The organism is Actinophytocola glycyrrhizae (genome assembly GCF_042653545.1).
Taxonomy (GTDB): domain Bacteria; phylum Actinomycetota; class Actinomycetes; order Mycobacteriales; family Pseudonocardiaceae; genus Actinophytocola; species Actinophytocola glycyrrhizae.
Genome location: NZ_JBHSIS010000006.1, coordinates 411286 through 426069 on the forward strand (window position 1 = coordinate 411286; position 14784 = coordinate 426069).

Below are 14784 nucleotides of genomic sequence, written 5' to 3' on the forward strand. Positions count from 1 at the left end.
CCGTGGGCACCATCGGCATCCTCCTGTTCGACGACGTCGAGGAACTGGACGCGATCGGTCCGTGGGAGGTGCTCGCCTGGTGGTGCGCACGCTTCCCCGACGACGGCTGGGCGGTCACCACGTTCTCCCACGACGGCGGGGTCGTCCGCTGTGCCAAGGGGTTGCGGGTCCTGCCCGACCACTCCGACGACGACGTGCCCGCGCTCGACGTGCTGCTGTACCCGGGCGGGCGCGGCGCCAGGCAACGGGTCGACGACGAGGCCGAGGTCGCGTGGGTGCGCGCGCAGCGGGAGCGGGTGCCGCTGCTGGCGAGCGTGTGCACGGGCGCGCTCGTGTACGCGAAGGCCGGGCTGCTCACGGGCAGGCCCGCGACCACGCACTGGGCGGCGCTCGACCGGCTCGCCGCCATCGACCCGACGATCGAGGTGCGCCGCGACGACCGGTACATCGACGACGGCGACGTCGTCACCGCAGCCGGGATCTCGGCGGGCATCGACATGGCACTGCACCTCGTGGCCCGTTTCGCGGGTGCCGACCGGGCACGTGCGGTGCGGCGCGGCATCCAGTACGACCCGCGACCGCCGGTGTGAGCAGGCGGTACCGCCGACGTGGCGGTCAGCCGATGTCGTCGACGTGCGCGATGTTCGCCCGGTCCCCCGGGTCCTCGCTGGCCTCGCCGGCGAACCAGCCGTCGAGGATCTCGGTGAGCAGCGGCGCGCTGGTCAGGCGCAGCGACAGTGCGAGCACGTTCGCGTCGTTCCACTTGCGGGCGCCGCGGGCGGTCTCCGCGTCCACGCACAACGCGGCCCGCACCCCCGGCACCTTGTTCGCGGCGATCGACGCGCCCGTGCCGGTCCAGCAGCAGACGATCGCCTGGTCGGCCCGGCCGTCGGCGACCGCACGGGCGGCCGCCTCGCTCGCCCACGCCCAGTCGGCGCGCGCGGCCGGGGCCAGCGCGCCGTGCGGCACCGGCTCGTGCCCCCTGGCGCGCAGCTCGTCGACGACTGCCTCGGCGACCCCGACCAGCTCGTCCGCGGCGACAGCGATCCTCATGGCACGAGGCTACGGAACATGATGTGCAGCCCGACATAGCCCTTCGTCGCGTGCCGGTAACCCGCGGGCAGCGTCGCGACGATCTCGAAACCCAGTGACCGCCACAGCCGCACCGCGACCTCGTTGGTCGACACGACCGCGTTGAACTGCATCGCGCGGAACCCGTCGGCGCGGGCCTGGTCCAGCACGTGCTGCCCGAGTGCCCGGCCGACCCCCTTGCCGCCGTGGTCCGGCGACACCATGAAGCTCGCGGTCCCGATGTGCGAGCCGGGTCCGAGGTGGTTCGGCCCCATCTTCGCGGTGCCCATGACCGTGTCCCCGGCCACCGCGACGATCGTCCGGTTGGGCGGCGCGGCGGCCATCCACATGCCGCGCGCCACGTCCTCGGTGACGTCGGTCGGCCAGGTGTAGGTCTCCCCCGCGCGCACGATGTCCCGCAGGAACGGCCAGATCTGCTGCCAGTCCTCCGGTACCGCCTCCCTGATCTCCATGGCGCCAGGTTAAGGACGTTCCGCAGGCACGGTCCACACGATTGGGGGTTACCGACGAGTCAGCTTTCCCATCGCCGATCGGGCCGTCCACTGTGTAGCCATGAACCTCACCCGGATCGGTGGCGCACTGCTGGCCATCGCCCTGCCGTTCATGGTGACCGGCGTCGCGCACGCGAGCGACGACACGTCGCTGACGCTCTCGGTCTCGGTCCCGGAAGGCGAGACCCAAGAGGTGGTGCTGGAGTGTGACCCGCCCGGCGGCACGCACCCGAAGGCCATGTTCGCCTGCGTGGAACTCCTCCGGTCCGACGGGGACTTCGACGCGCTGGCCGACCACCAGTTCCCGATGAGCTGCACCCTGGAGTACCGCCCGGTGGTCGCCGCGGCGACCGGCACGTGGCACGGCGAGCCAGTGGAGTGGACCCGGGAGTACAGCAACCCGTGCATGCTGAGCAGCGAAACCGGTGCCGTCTTCCGGTTCTGACGGTGCCCCCGGTCAGGTGACGGGGACTATGCGGGCGTCCAGCAGGTGACCGTCCTCGATGTCCAGTAGGCCCACGGTGCCGTGGGGCTGACGGCGGCGGTCGGTCGGCGAGCCGGGGTTGAAGATGCGGATGCCCGCGCCGGTGACGTCCATCGGGATGTGGGAGTGGCCGAAGACGACCAGGTCGGCGTCCGGGAAGCGGCGGCGCATGCGGGCCGGGCGGCCGTCGGCCTGACCGCTGTCGTGGATCATGGCCACGCGCAGCCCGGCCAGGGTCACCTCCAGGGTCTCCGGAGCGCCCCACGCGACCACGTCCTGGCCGTCGTTGTTGCCCGCCACGACGTGGACCGGGGCGAACGCCGCCAGCTCGTCCAGCACGTCCGGGGTGCACACGTCGCCCGCGTGGAGGATCACGTCCGCCCGGGCCAGGTGTTCCGCGACCCTGGGCGGGCAGGACTTCCAGCGGCGCGGGGCGTGGGTGTCGGCCAGCACGACGACTCTCAATTTCACCGCATCCTTATATACGATGTCGGGGTGCATGCCTTCGACGTTCTCGGCGACCCGGTCCGGCGGCGGATCCTGGAGCTGCTCGCTGACGGCGAGCGCGCTGCCGGTGAGGTGTCGTCGGTCGTCCAGGACGAGTTCGGCATTACCCAGCCCGCGGTGTCCCAACACCTGAAGGTGCTCCGGGACAACGGCTTCGCCAACGTGCGCGCGGAGGGGAACCGGCGGCTGTACGCGGTCGCGCCGGGCCCCCTGCGTGAGGCCGACCAGTGGCTGTCCACCTTCCGGCGGTTCTGGACACCGCACCTCGACGCCCTGGCCACCGAGCTGGCCCGCGGCAAACGGGAACGCCGCCTCGCCGCCGAAACCGACCCCAGCGAACCCGCCCCCAGCCATAGCCCCCCGCCGACGTCCTGAAAGGCGCGTTCGGGACGTCGAGCGTCTCGAACGCGCCTTTCAGGGCATGGCACCCGCCCCCGGCGCGGTCAGTTCGTCAGTACCGGGAGGGTTTCCACGCCGTAGACGATGGAGACCTTGCGGTAGTTGAGGTCTTCCGATTCGGTGGCCAGACGGAGGTTCGGGAAGCGGCGGACCAGTGCCGGGTAGGCCGCGCGCAGTTCCATCCGCGCCAGCTCCGCGCCGATGCAGCGGTGCACGCCGTAGCCGAACGCGAGGTGGCTCGTCGGGGCGCGGTGGGGGTCCACCTGGTCCAGGTTGTCCCCGAGGACCGGGTCGCGGTCGGCGCCGGACAGGGAGACGATCACGACGTCGCCCTTGCTGATCTGTTCGCCGCCGACCTCGACGTCCGCGCGGGCGAACCTCGGGAAGGCGACCTGCACCACGGTCAGGTGACGCAGCACCTCCTCGACGAACCCGTGCACCGCCGTGTCGTCGTCGTGGACCAGCTTGAACGTTTCCCTGTCCTGCAGCAGCACCAGCGCGCCGAGCGCCAGCATGCTCGCCGTCGTCTCGAAGCCGCCGGTCAGCACACCGTCGGCGAGACCGGCGAGCTCCTGGTCGCTGATCTCGTCGCCGTGCTCCTTGATGAGCATGCCCAGCAGGCCGTCGCCCGGTTCGGCGCGCTGCTTCTTCACGACCTCGGTCAGGTACGCGAGCGACTCCGAGATCGCGCCGAGCGACGCGGTCGCGCCGCCGAACAGGTCGAACCGGGCCATCGACAGGCGCTGGAAGTCGTCGCGGTCGTCGTAGGGGACCCCGAGCAGCTCGCAGATCACCAGGCTCGGGATCGGCAGCGCGAAGTACGACACCAGGTCGACCGGGCCGTCCGCCTCACCGATCCGGTCCAGCTGCTGGTCGATGATCGCCTGGATGCCCGGGGTCAGCCGGGACAGGCGGCGCATCGTGAACTCCGGGGTCAGCAGCTTGCGCAGCCGCGTGTGCTCCGGCGGGTCCGCGAAACCGAGGCCGCCTGGGCTGTGGCTCGCCGACGCGCCGTGCTCACCGACCAGGTTCGCGAAGTCGTTGCTGTAGCTCTTCGTGTCGCCGAGGACGGTCTTGGCCTCCTCGTACCCCGTGACGAGCCACACGTTCACGCTGAAGGGGATCGGCAGCTTGCTCACCGGTGCCGCCTCGCGCGTCTCCCCGAGCGCGGGCACCGGATCGAGGCCGTTCCGCTTCAGCGGCATCAACGCGCTGTCCGGCAGCAGCGCCATCTTCGAAAGGTCGAAGCCCTTCTTGGACTGCCGCGCCAGGTACCAGCGCGTCGCCCAAGCCATGATCCTCGAGCGCATGCTCACCAAGGCGAAACCCCCTAACTCAGTACGCCCGCGAGAGTAGCCGCCCTGGTGAGCGGCCGGACGGGACGGCCCGACTGGTAAACGAACCGTCACCCGCCGGTACCCCTTCTGATGTCCACACCACCGACGGTAGAGAGATCTCCGGGTGCGCGTAATGAGGGAGACCCCCGACTTACCCTGAGGTTTTCCGCAGCAGGTACTCGCGCTCGGGGATGCTGAAGGTGCGTTTCGCGGCCTTCCGGTAGTACTCGCGGGCCTGTTCGTGCTGGCCCGCGAGGTCGAGCAGGTGCGCGCGCACGGCGTCGAGCCGGTGGTGGCCGGCGACCCGTTTGTCCTCGTCCAGCGACTTCAGCAGGTCGAGCCCGGCCACGGGCCCGTGCACCATCGCGGTCGCGATCGCGCGGTTCAGCGTGACCATCGGGTTCGGCGCCATCCGGTCGAGGATCTGGTAGAGCACCAGGATCTGGGGCCAGTCGGTGTCCTCGGTGCTGGGTGCCTCGTCGTGGATGGCGGCGATCGCGGCCTGCAGCTGGTAGGGCCCCGGCGCGGCTGTGGCGAGTGTCTCGGTGACCAGCGCGACGCCCTCCTTGATCCGGTCCTGGTCCCAGCGGGTGCGGTCCTGTTCCGCCAGCGGCACGAGCGCGCCGTCCTCGGCGGTGCGGGTGGCGCGGCGGGCGTCGGTGAGCAGCATCAGCGCGAGCAGCCCGGTCACCTCGCCGTCGTCGGGGACGAGCCGGCGCACCTCGCGGGTCAGCCGGATCGCCTCCGCCGTCAGCTCGACCCGCTGCAGGTCGGGACCGGACGTGGCGTTGTAGCCCTCGTTGAAGGTGAGGTACAGCACGTGCAGCACGGCGGGCAGCCGCTCGGGGCCCTCGGGGAAGCCCCTGTCCTTGATCTTCTGCTTGGCGCGGCTGATGCGCTGCGCCATGGTGGCCTCCGGCACGAGGAACGCGCTCGCGATCTCCGCGGTCGTGAGGCCGCCGACGGCGCGGAGCGTGAGCGCGACCTGTGAGGGCGCCGACAGCTCCGGGTGGCAGCACAGGAACAGCAGCTTCAGGGTGTCATCGACGTGCCGGTTCAGGTCGTCTTCCTGCGCGGGCTCGACGGAGACGGCCAGTTCACGCTGCCGCCGCGCCGCCTCGCTGCGCCACTGGTCGGTGAGCCGCCGCCCGGCGACGGTGACCAGCCACCCGGCAGGTTCCCGGGGTGTCCCCTGCTCGGGCCACTGGACCGACGCGGCGAGGAGCGCCTCCTGGACGGCGTCCTCACACGCGTCGAACTGCCCGTGCCTGCGGACGAGCGTGCCGAGGACCCGCGGCGCGAGGCCGCGCAGCAGGTCCTCGACAGCACCACTCACAGATCGGCGCCCGAGGAGAACATGACGGGCCGGATCTCGATGGCCAGCCCCTTGTGCCGGGTGTCGGGAATGAGCTTCGCAAGCTCGACGGCCCGTTCCTCGCTCTCGCAGTCGATCAGGTAGAAGCCGCCCATGAACTCCTTGGCCTCGAGGAACGGCCCGTCGGTCACGGCGGGCACGTCTCCGCCGCGCACGACCTTCGTGTTGGCCGGGTCGGCGAGGGCCTGGGTGAGGATGAACTCACCGGACTCCTGAACGGTCTTCATGAACTCCCCGTGCCCGTCCCCGATCGCCGACCGCTCCTCGTCGGTCAGCGCCTCGAGAACAGCGGGGTTGACCTGCATGATCAGCAAGTACTTCATGGTGTTGCTCCTCGTGTGCCAGGCACCCGTCCAGGTGCGGTTCGACAGGAAGTCGGAGCCGCCACCGGGTCCTCGACATCCCCCCGCGGGGGAATCTAACCGAGGTCGGCGTTGCCGTTGTGGTGGTTTGTCCTCGCCGGACGGGCAGGTCTCGGGGATGGCAGGGAGCCCCTTGGTGGTGGGCTTGCGCCACCGTCGGGGTTGCGTCGGTGCGGGCCCCGCTTCGCGGGGGCCGGGCGCGGAGCGCCCTGGTAGTGCTGTGAAGGCGCGTTGACGGCGTGGTAATGCCCTGAAAGGCGCGTTCAGGGCACCAGCCCAGCACCCGACGATACGGAGAAGGCGACCACGCCGGGTCAGGAACCAACCGCACCGTGGGGGGCTTGGGGGGCTCGGCCCCCCAACATGACGCGAAACGCCATGGCGAGCGCGCTCCGCGAGCACGGGGTGCCCAGCGTTGAGCCGGTGGCGGGACTCGAACCCGGAACCTTTCGCTTACAAGGCGAGTGCTCTGCCAATTGAGCTACACCGGCGGTGGCCGCGGACGGCCACCGCAATCCTAGGACACGGTCATTCGAGGCGGCGCTTCGTGGGCCGGAGTGGGCCGGACAGGCGTGGGCCGGACAGGCGCCGTTCCAGTCTGCCGAGCCCGTACCGGACGGGCTGTGCCAGGTATTCGCCCAGCACGACGCCCGCGGCGAGTGCGAGTGCGATGGAGGTGGCGATCATCAGCGTCGACAACCCGGCGTAGCTGCGCTCGACGGCCAGTTCGAACAGTGCGCGGTACACGGTGAGGCCGGGCAGCAGGGGCACCATCCCGGCCACCGCGATCACCAGCGGCGGGATGCGCAGCCGTCGTGACAGGACGCCGCCGGAGAATCCGATGACGGTGGCGGCGACGGCGGAGGATGCGACGACGCCGACGCCGAGCAGCCCGAGCACGCCGTAGCCGATGGCGCCCGCCGCGCCCGCCACCCCGGCCACGATCACGGCGCGGGGGGTCGCGTAGCTGGCCAGTGCGAAGCACGCGGCGGCGGCGCCGCCGGACAGGGTCTGCAGCGGCAGCCGGGGCAGTGAGGGTGGCAGGGGGTCGGCGAGCGGCACCGACGGCAGGCCCAGTTGCACGGCGATGTTCAGTGCCATCACGACACCCGCGATCAGGCCGGCGGTCATCAGCGACACCTCGACCGTACGGCCTGCCGCGGTGACGTTGTAGCCGGTGATGGCGTCCTGCACGGTCGACACGAACGACAGGCCCGACAGCAGCACGGTGAGGGCGGCGGCGACCATGAGTGTCGGCCGCACGGTTGCCGGCAGCACGCCGGAGGCGACGATGGCGATGGCGGAGCCGGTGGCCAGCGCGCCGCCGACCATCTGCTGGAAGAAGAACGGCAGCGCCCTCTTGTTCAGCAGTCTGCCGATCCGGTCGACGAGCGCGGTGATGATCGCCGCGAACAGGGCGACGACCACGCCGCCGCCGATGAGCACGGAGATCGCGGCCGCCATGCCGGCGTAGGCGGCGGTCGCGAGCCAGCGCGGGTAGGGGTGGGGTGCGCTGGTGATCCGGTCCAGTTCGGTGTGTGCGTCCCGGGAGGAGATGCGGCCGCGGGTGATGTCGCGGACCAGTTGCTCGACCAGTGCGAGCCGCGTGTAGTCGAGGCTGCGGGAGCGGACGACGCGCAGTGACGTGACGGGTGGCAGGTCGACGCCGCGGTGGCACGCGACGGTGATCGAGGTGAAGATCACGTCGACCTCGCAGTGCGGCATGCCGTAGGAGTTGGCGACCGCGATGATCGTGGCCGTCGCGTCGGACGCGCCCGCCCCGGACGACATCTGCACCTCGCCGATCCGCAGTGCGAGATCCAGTACGAAGTGGACGGTCGATTCCGAGGGAAGCGCGGGCCCCTGCACTCCGCCCGCCGGGCTTTCCAGACGTTCCCACCTGCTGAGCTCTCGCGTCCGCGCGGACCTGTTCCGCCACACCACCGGTCTCACCTCCCTCGTCGATTCCACGCTATCCTGGGGCGTATCGACCTGCTCATGATCGCTGTTAGGCGAACCTCACGTGGCGTGCACCACTACGGTTGCGGTCATGGCGGACACCTTCAGGTCAGTGCGGATCGAGCGCGTCTCGACGGGTGAGTACGTGGTGCACAACGCGCGGGGCGGCACGCTGCCCGTCGGCGGCGACGCGTTCACTCCGGTGGAGCTGCTGCTCGCCGCGATCGGCACCTGCACGGCGATCGACACGGACACGGTGACGAGCAGGCGGGCGGAACCGGACGGGTTCACGATCACCGTCAGTGGCGACAAGGTCGCCGATCCCGAACAGGGCAACCGGATGACGAACCTTTCGGTGACGTTCGACGTGAGTTTCCCGGCCGGGCCGGAGGGCGACGAGGCCAGGAAGCTGCTGCCGCGCACGGTGAAGCTGTCGCACGACAAGCTGTGCACGGTCAGCCGCACGGTCGAACTGGGCACCGAGGTGCGCGCCACGATCGCCTGAACGGGGGCAATCCCTGTGTGACCGCACACCTCCCATCACCCACGCGACCGTTTCGCCGACTAATCTCGAAAGCCGACGCGTTTCGAGGGAGGCACGCTCGGCGTGAGCAGTGACAGCACTGAGATCACCAACAGCGGCGGGGCCGATTTCATCGTGGTCGCCAACCGGTTGCCGGTCGACCTTGAGCGGCTGCCCGACGGCACCGAGCGGTGGAAACACAGCCCTGGCGGGTTGGTGAGCGCGCTCGCCCCCTTCCTCCAGCGCAACAGCGGCGCGTGGGTCGGCTGGCCGGGCGTGCCCGACGTCGAGGTCGACAAGTTCTCCGACGACGGCATCTGGCTGCATCCCGTGACGCTGACGGCACAGGAGGTGCGCGACTACTACGAGGGCTTCTCGAACGCGACGCTGTGGCCGCTGTACCACGACGTGGTCGCCACGCCGGTGTTCGACCGCGGGTGGTGGGACAGCTACGTCAAGGTGAACCGGAGGTTCGCCGACGAGTGCGCCAAGATCGCCGCCGACGGCGCGATCGTGTGGGTGCAGGACTACCAGCTGCAGCTGGTGCCCGCGATGCTCCGCGAACAGCGCCCCGACCTGCGCATCGGGTTCTTCCTGCACATCCCGTTCCCGCCGACCGAGCTGTTCATGCAGCTGCCGTGGCGCGCGGAGATCATCCGCGGGCTGCTCGGCGCGGACCTCGTCGGCTTCCACCGGCCCGGCGGCGCACAGAACTACCTGTGGCTCGCGCGGCGCCTCATCGGTCTCGAACCCAGCCGCGGCGCGGTCGGGGTCCGCACCAGGCCCGGTGTGGTGCAGGTCGGTGACCGGTCGGTCCGGGTCGGCGCGTTCCCGATCTCCATCGACGCGTCCGGGCTGGACGCGACGGCCCGCAGCCGCGACGTGATCCAGCGCGCCCGCCAGCTCCGCGCCGACCTCGGCAACCCGCGCAAGATCATCCTGGGCGTGGACCGGCTCGACTACACCAAGGGCATCGACGTCCGCCTGTACGCGCTGCAGGAGCTGCTCTCCGAGGGCCGCATCGACCCGTCCGAGGTCGTGATGGTGCAGCTCGCCACTCCGAGCCGGGAGCGGGTCGAGCACTACCAGCGGATGCGTGGCGAGATCGAGCAGGTGGTCAGCCGCATCAACGGCGAGTTCGCCCGCGTCGGCCACCCGGTGGTGCACTACCTGCACCAGTCGATCGACCGCAAGGAGCTGGCCGCGTTCTTCTCCGCGGCCGACGTCATGCTCGTCACACCGGTCCGGGACGGCATGAACCTGGTCTGCAAGGAGTACGTGGCGTGCCGCCACGACCTCGGCGGGGCGCTGGTGCTGAGCGAGTTCGCGGGTGCGGCGTCCGAGCTGACCAGCGCGTTCCTGGTGAACCCGCACGACCTGGACGGCGTGAAGAACGCCATGGTCTCCGCGCTGGAGCTCGACCCGGCGGAGGGCAGGCGCCGGATGCGGGCGCTGCGCAGGCAGGTGCTCACCCACGACGTCGACCGCTGGGCCAGGTCCTTCCTGGACGCCCTGCAGCCGAGGCAGGAACAGACCCTCTAGCCGACCGATCTCGTGAAGATCATGTGAAGTGGCTTGGCGTACGAACCTGTCATCAGACACGCCCCCACCCCTGCGGTCGCCCGACGAGGCTGAAGGCGCGTTCACGGCACAACCGGTGCCGTCAATGGGCCATTCAGGGCGCTGAGCGCCCTGAACGCGCCTTTCAGGGCATTACCACGCCGTCAACGCGCCTTTGGGCGCGGAGCCCCGACGGTGGCGCAAGCCCACCACGAAGGGGCTCATCCAGCGGGAAGGGCAACCTCAGGACACGAGGGGATCGGCTGGATCGCCGGGCGATACAGTTCGGCTCTGCCGCCGTGTGCCACCCTGACGCGACAGCGCACGCACAGCCGCACACCACCCCCTCGCCAGAGAGTCGAAGACGACCGTGACCATGACCGCTGAAGCTCTGCCTGCCGAGCTGCGCAGGGCCATCGTGCAGATCGCGCGCACCCCGCGTCTCCTGGTGGCCTGCGACTACGACGGGACGCTCGCGCCGATCGTGGAGAACCCGGACGAAGCCCGTCCCATGACCGAGTCGGTCGGGGCGCTGCGCTCACTCGCCGGGCTGCACGAGACCACCACCGCCGTGATCTCGGGGCGCGCGCTGCGCGACCTCGCGACGCTGTCCCGCCTGCCGGCCGAGGTGCACCTCGTCGGCAGCCACGGGTCGGAGTTCGACATCGGGTTCGTGCACGCGCTCGACGACCAGGCGAAGACGCTGCACCGCCGCCTGGAGACCGAGCTGGAGCGGATCACCGACGAGACCGCCGGGGTCCAGCTGGAGATCAAACCCGCCAGCATCGCCGTGCACACCCGCCGCGCCGAGACCGCCGTCGCCGAGCGCGTCAACGAGGCGATCCGTCAGGGCCCGTGCACCTGGGAGGGCGTGCAGGTCACCGAGGGCAAGGCGGTCATCGAGCTGGCCGTCGTGCAGACCGACAAGGGCGGCGCGCTCGACACGCTGCGCCACCAGGTCGGTGCGACCGCCGCGGTGTTCGTCGGCGACGACGTGACCGACGAGAAGGCGTTCGCCCGCCTGTCCGGGCCGGACCTGGGCGTCAAGGTCGGCGACGGCGACACCCTCGCCGGGTTCCGCATCGGCGACCCGGTGCAGGTCGGCATGGTGCTCGCGTTCCTGCTCGAGGAGCGCCGCAACTGGCTGTACGGCGAGCAGGCCCCGCCGATCGAGCGGCTGACCATGCTCGCGAGCGAGCGGTCGGTCGCGCTGGTCACCCCGGACGCGCGCCTGACCTGGCTGTGCCACCCGGAGCCGGACTCGGCCGCGGTGTTCGCCGACCTGCTCGGCGGCCCGAACGCGGGCAACTTCTCGATCAATCCGGAGCGCGGCGGCCTGCCGCTCGGCCAGCGTTACCTGCCGGGCACGATGACCGTCGAGACCCGCTGGTCGGGCCTGCTGGTCACCGACTACCTCGACCACTACGTCGACGCGCACCGCACCGACCTGGTGCGCGTCGTCTCCGGCACCGCGGCCGCCGTGGTCGAGTTCGCGCCGCGGCCGGAGTTCGCGCAGGTGCAGGTGCGGCTGATCCCGTCGGCCGACGGCCTGCGGGTGCTCGGCACCTCCGACCCGGTTTCGCTGCGCGCGCCGGGCATCACGTGGGAGATCACCTCCGACGGGATGCACGACACGGCCCGCGCGGTCGTCACGCCGACGGCCGACGCGCCGATCGTGCTCGAGCTGCGCTGCGGCACCAACGACCTCGACCCGCACCGGGTGCCGGAGCAGGAGCGGGCCGCGCGCGCTGCCGCGTACTGGTCCGAGTGGCTGGACGGGCTGACGCTGCCGCCCGTCGAGAAGGACCTGGTGGCCAGGTCCGCGCTTACCCTGCGTGGCCTGTGCCACAGCGAGACCGGCGCGATCATGGCCGCGGCGACCACGTCGCTGCCGGAGGAGATCGGCGGCATCCGCAACTGGGACTACCGCTACTGCTGGCTCCGCGACGGCGCCATGACCGCCAAGGCCCTGGTCTCGGTTGGCTCGACGGCGGAGGCGGAGAACTTCCTCAGCTGGCTGCACGGCGTGCTCGGCACGCTGCCCGGCCCGGAGCTGCTGCACCCGCTGTACACGATCGCCGGGACCACGCTGCCCGCCGAGGCCGTGATCGACACGCTGCCCGGCTACGCGGGTTCGCGGCCGGTGCGCGTCGGCAACCTCGCGAACCAGCAGGTGCAGCTGGACGTGTTCGGCCCGGTCGTGGACCTGGTCGCGGCGCTGTCCGAGGTGCGGGGCAAGCTCACCGACGACGACTGGCGCATGGTCGGCGCGATGGCCGAGGCCGTGGCCCGCCGCTGGCACGAGCCGGACCACGGCATCTGGGAGGAGCGGCACCGGCCGCGCCACCACGTGTACTCGAAGGTCATGTGCTGGCTGACGATCGACCGGGCCGTGCAGCTCGCGGAGCGGTACGGCCGGGAGGTCGACCCGACGTGGCCGGGCCTGCGGGACGAGATCGCGAACGACGTGCTGACCAAGGGCTGGAACGCCGAGGTCCGCTCCTTCACCACCGCCTACGACGGCACCGACCTCGACGCGGCGACCCTCCTGATCGGCATGGTCGGCCTGCTCGACCCGTCCGACGAGCGGTTCCACGCGACGGTGACGGCCATCGAGGCGGAGCTGCGCAGCGGTTCCACGGTGTACCGCTACCACCGCGACGACGGCCTGCCCGGCGACGAGGGCGGCTTCCACCTGTGCGCCGCGTGGATGATCGAGGCGTACCTGCTGACCGGGCGGCGCACCGAGGCGGAGGACCTGTTCGCGCAGATCGTCGACGCCGCGGGCCCGACCGGCCTGCTGCCCGAGGAGTACGACCCGATCGCGGAGCGCTCGCTTGGCAACCACCCGCAGGCGTACTCGCACCTCGGCCTGATCAGGTGCGCGCAGCTGCTGTCCGAATGAGCGAAGCGGACGATCGGCGCTGAACGTCCGGCGGGTCATCGGGCAACATGTGATGTGAGGACGATGACCCGCCGCGAGCAGGCCGACGAGCCACTGCCCGCCGACAAGGACCGCCCGTACCTCGGCGGACCGGAGGTCGACGCGTCGCTGTTCGGCAGGCTCTTCGACGCCTACGCCCGCCCGCTGCACCGCTACCTCGCGCGCCGCGTCGGCCAGGAGACCGCGCACGACCTGGTCAGCGAGACGTTTCTCGTCGCGCTGAACCAGCGGCACAGCTATGACCCCAGACGGGGCGCGGTGCGGTCCTGGCTGTACGGCATCGCCACGAACCTGCTGCGCAGGCAGGTCCGCCAGGAGGTGCGTGCGCTGCAGGCGACCGCACGCTCGGCCGGGCACGCACCCGGCCAGGAGGCGAGCCACGAGTCCAGGGTGGCCGACCGCCTGGACGCCGCCGCCATGGCCACCCGCCTGGCGGGCGCGCTGGCGCAGCTGTCGGAGGGCGACCGCGACGTGCTGCTCCTCACCTCGTGGGCGGGACTCGACTCGACCGAGGTGGCCGACGCGCTCGGCATACCCGTCGGCACGGTGCGGTCCCGGCTGCACCGGGTCCGGAAATGGCTGCGGGCCAACGCACCGAGGACGGTGCCGTCCGGGGAGACACGGGAGGAGGACGGCAATGCCTGAGAACGACCACGACAACGTTCGCGACATGTGGTCGGAGGACGAACTCGACCGGGCGCTGGCGGCCCTCCGCCCCGAGGAGGACGCCGACGACCGGGCTTTCCACCGCACGAAGGCCGAGCTGATGGTGACGGCGGGCGGCCGCGAACCGGTGCGGGCCCCCGAGCCCGGGCGGCCGGGCAGGCGCCGCCGCTGGGCGTGGTGGGTCGCGTCGGCAGGCACGGTCGCGGCGATGGTGGCGAGCGTCCTGGTGGTGCAGACCGTGCAGTTGGGCGACACCATCCCGAACGCGGCCGCCGACCAGCTGAACTCGGCGGCCGGGAAGATCAGCGCGGTCGACGAGCCGGTCGCCCCCGGCCAGTACCGCTACATCGCCACCCACGCGTGGTGGATGGCGAGCGTGGACGAGTACGCGTACCTGGCGGAGAACCTCCTCGAGACGTGGGTGCCCGCCGACGAGAAGCAGGACTGGCTGTGGCGCCGCGACGTCACCGGCGCCCGCAAGTGGGTGTCGGGCACCGAGGCGGAGGCCAGGGCCGCGGGCTTCCCGGTCGACGAGTCGGGCTGGCCGGAAGGCGAGTGGCGCGCCCCGTGCGGCGACTGGTTCGCGGTGGCCGAAGGCCGCGAACCGTGTGCGGCGGAGGGCAGCTGGCAGGTGCCGAACGCCGAGTTCCTGGCCGCGCTGCCCCGCGACGCCGACACGCTGCACGACCGCCTGCGCGCCGACACCGCGGGCCGGGGCAGGGACCCGGACCTGGAGATGGTGGTGTACGTCGCGGACGTGCTCCGCACCGGCCGGGTCCCTGCCGACCTGCGGGCGGCGCTGTACCGGGCACTGGCGAAGGTGCCGACGCTGGAGATCACCGAACAGGTCGCGAACCTCGACGGCGTCGCGGGCACGGCGTACGGCATCAGCGCGGACGGCAGCCGCCACGACATCATCGTCGACCGGGAAACCGGCCAGTTCATCGGCGAACGCCAGGTGACGGAGGAGGGCTACGACAACGTCCCGGCGGGCACGGTCACCAGCTACACGTCGGTCACCACCGCGGTTGTGCCTGCCATGGGCGTCCGTCCACAGAGCTGACTTCGTGCCATGAAAGGCGGGT

15 protein-coding genes and 1 tRNA gene are annotated in these 14784 nt (G+C 71.2%); 8 read left to right on the forward strand and 8 right to left on the reverse strand.

From position 1 onward, the window contains the following. The first annotated feature begins 2 nt into the window (after window positions 1-2). A complete protein-coding gene (locus ACFPCV_RS12675) occupies window positions 3-590 on the forward strand; it encodes a DJ-1/PfpI family protein (protein WP_378056306.1) in 588 nt (195 codons plus the stop codon). 25 nt (window positions 591-615) lie between these two features. Here ACFPCV_RS12675 and ACFPCV_RS12680 read toward each other — a convergent pair whose 3' ends face one another. After that, window positions 616-1053, reverse strand: a complete 438-nt coding sequence (locus ACFPCV_RS12680) for an RpiB/LacA/LacB family sugar-phosphate isomerase (protein ID WP_378056307.1) — start codon at window positions 1051-1053, stop codon at window positions 616-618. Further along, window positions 1050-1544, reverse strand: a complete 495-nt coding sequence (locus ACFPCV_RS12685; protein ID WP_378056308.1) for a GNAT family N-acetyltransferase — start codon at window positions 1542-1544, stop codon at window positions 1050-1052. Before ACFPCV_RS12685 ends, ACFPCV_RS12680 begins: the two co-directional genes overlap by 4 nt. Window positions 1545-1644: 100 nt before the next feature. On the opposite strand from ACFPCV_RS12685, the gene ACFPCV_RS12690 reads away from it, so the two are divergent. Further along, window positions 1645-2028 carry an SSI family serine proteinase inhibitor gene (locus ACFPCV_RS12690; RefSeq protein ID WP_378056309.1) on the forward strand — a complete coding sequence of 128 codons (384 nt, stop codon included), beginning with the start codon at window positions 1645-1647 and terminating at the stop codon, window positions 2026-2028. A 12-nt stretch (window positions 2029-2040) separates the two neighbouring features. Here the strand turns inward: ACFPCV_RS12690 and ACFPCV_RS12695 are convergent, their stop codons facing one another. Beyond that, entirely contained in the window at window positions 2041-2538 is a 498-nt protein-coding gene (locus tag ACFPCV_RS12695) for a metallophosphoesterase family protein (protein ID WP_378056310.1), read from the reverse strand. A 24-nt stretch (window positions 2539-2562) separates the two neighbouring features. Between ACFPCV_RS12695 and ACFPCV_RS12700 the strand changes: the two genes are divergently transcribed. Further along, window positions 2563-2949 carry an ArsR/SmtB family transcription factor gene (locus tag ACFPCV_RS12700; RefSeq protein ID WP_378056311.1) on the forward strand — a complete coding sequence of 129 codons (387 nt, stop codon included), beginning with the start codon at window positions 2563-2565 and terminating at the stop codon, window positions 2947-2949. Between the two features lie 68 nt (window positions 2950-3017). Here the strand turns inward: ACFPCV_RS12700 and ACFPCV_RS12705 are convergent, their stop codons facing one another. The 5 genes from ACFPCV_RS12705 to ACFPCV_RS12725 all read right to left on the reverse strand — a co-directional run bounded on the left by ACFPCV_RS12705 (window position 3018) and on the right by ACFPCV_RS12725 (window position 8018). Next, a complete protein-coding gene (locus ACFPCV_RS12705; RefSeq protein ID WP_378056312.1) occupies window positions 3018-4268 on the reverse strand; it encodes a cytochrome P450 in 1251 nt (416 codons plus the stop codon). A gap of 193 nt (window positions 4269-4461) precedes the next feature. Beyond that, window positions 4462-5646, reverse strand: a complete 1185-nt coding sequence (locus ACFPCV_RS12710; RefSeq protein ID WP_378056313.1) for an RNA polymerase sigma factor — start codon at window positions 5644-5646, stop codon at window positions 4462-4464. Beyond that, on the reverse strand, window positions 5643-6008 hold the full coding sequence (locus ACFPCV_RS12715; RefSeq protein WP_378056314.1) for a YciI family protein: 366 nt from the start codon (window positions 6006-6008) through the stop codon (window positions 5643-5645). The genes ACFPCV_RS12710 and ACFPCV_RS12715 overlap by 4 nt, the downstream gene beginning before the upstream one ends. Window positions 6009-6465: 457 nt before the next feature. Beyond that, window positions 6466-6538, reverse strand: a tRNA-Thr gene (locus ACFPCV_RS12720). 37 nt (window positions 6539-6575) lie between these two features. Continuing rightward, entirely contained in the window at window positions 6576-8018 is a 1443-nt protein-coding gene (locus ACFPCV_RS12725; RefSeq protein ID WP_378056315.1) for a threonine/serine exporter family protein, read from the reverse strand. A 79-nt stretch (window positions 8019-8097) separates the two neighbouring features. Between ACFPCV_RS12725 and ACFPCV_RS12730 the strand changes: the two genes are divergently transcribed. The 5 genes from ACFPCV_RS12730 (at window position 8098) to ACFPCV_RS12750 (ending at window position 14762) form a co-directional block, all read left to right on the forward strand. Next, entirely contained in the window at window positions 8098-8511 is a 414-nt protein-coding gene (locus ACFPCV_RS12730; RefSeq protein WP_378056316.1) for an OsmC family protein, read from the forward strand. A gap of 102 nt (window positions 8512-8613) precedes the next feature. Next, window positions 8614-10071, forward strand: coding sequence for an alpha,alpha-trehalose-phosphate synthase (UDP-forming) (locus ACFPCV_RS12735; protein WP_378056317.1), 1458 nt, complete (start codon window positions 8614-8616; stop codon window positions 10069-10071). A gap of 394 nt (window positions 10072-10465) precedes the next feature. Further along, the gene (gene otsB / locus ACFPCV_RS12740) at window positions 10466-12994 is read left to right on the forward strand and encodes a trehalose-phosphatase (protein WP_378056318.1); all 2529 of its coding nucleotides are present in this window, start codon (window positions 10466-10468) and stop codon (window positions 12992-12994) included. Between the two features lie 63 nt (window positions 12995-13057). After that, window positions 13058-13678, forward strand: coding sequence for an RNA polymerase sigma factor (locus ACFPCV_RS12745; protein WP_378056319.1), 621 nt, complete (start codon window positions 13058-13060; stop codon window positions 13676-13678). Further along, window positions 13671-14762 (forward strand): CU044_5270 family protein, encoded by a 1092-nt coding sequence (locus ACFPCV_RS12750; protein WP_378056320.1) that lies wholly within the window; start codon window positions 13671-13673, stop codon window positions 14760-14762. The genes ACFPCV_RS12745 and ACFPCV_RS12750 overlap by 8 nt, the downstream gene beginning before the upstream one ends. Window positions 14763-14784 lie beyond the last annotated feature (22 nt).

Bases quoted from the DNA above. Each gene is read 5' to 3' on its own strand.
- ACFPCV_RS12705 (WP_378056312.1), bottom strand. From the start codon at position 4,268: ATGGCTTGGGCGACGCGCTGGTACCTGGCGCGGCAGTCCAAGAAGGGC.
- ACFPCV_RS12730 (WP_378056316.1), top strand. From the start codon at position 8,098: ATGGCGGACACCTTCAGGTCAGTGCGGATCGAGCGCGTCTCGACGGGT.
- ACFPCV_RS12745 (WP_378056319.1), top strand. From the start codon at position 13,058: ATGACCCGCCGCGAGCAGGCCGACGAGCCACTGCCCGCCGACAAGGAC.
- ACFPCV_RS12680 (WP_378056307.1), bottom strand. From the start codon at position 1,053: ATGAGGATCGCTGTCGCCGCGGACGAGCTGGTCGGGGTCGCCGAGGCA.
- ACFPCV_RS12715 (WP_378056314.1), bottom strand. From the start codon at position 6,008: ATGAAGTACTTGCTGATCATGCAGGTCAACCCCGCTGTTCTCGAGGCG.
- ACFPCV_RS12690 (WP_378056309.1), top strand. From the start codon at position 1,645: ATGAACCTCACCCGGATCGGTGGCGCACTGCTGGCCATCGCCCTGCCG.
- otsB (WP_378056318.1), top strand. From the start codon at position 10,466: ATGACCGCTGAAGCTCTGCCTGCCGAGCTGCGCAGGGCCATCGTGCAG.
- ACFPCV_RS12750 (WP_378056320.1), top strand. From the start codon at position 13,671: ATGCCTGAGAACGACCACGACAACGTTCGCGACATGTGGTCGGAGGAC.
- ACFPCV_RS12685 (WP_378056308.1), bottom strand. From the start codon at position 1,544: ATGGAGATCAGGGAGGCGGTACCGGAGGACTGGCAGCAGATCTGGCCG.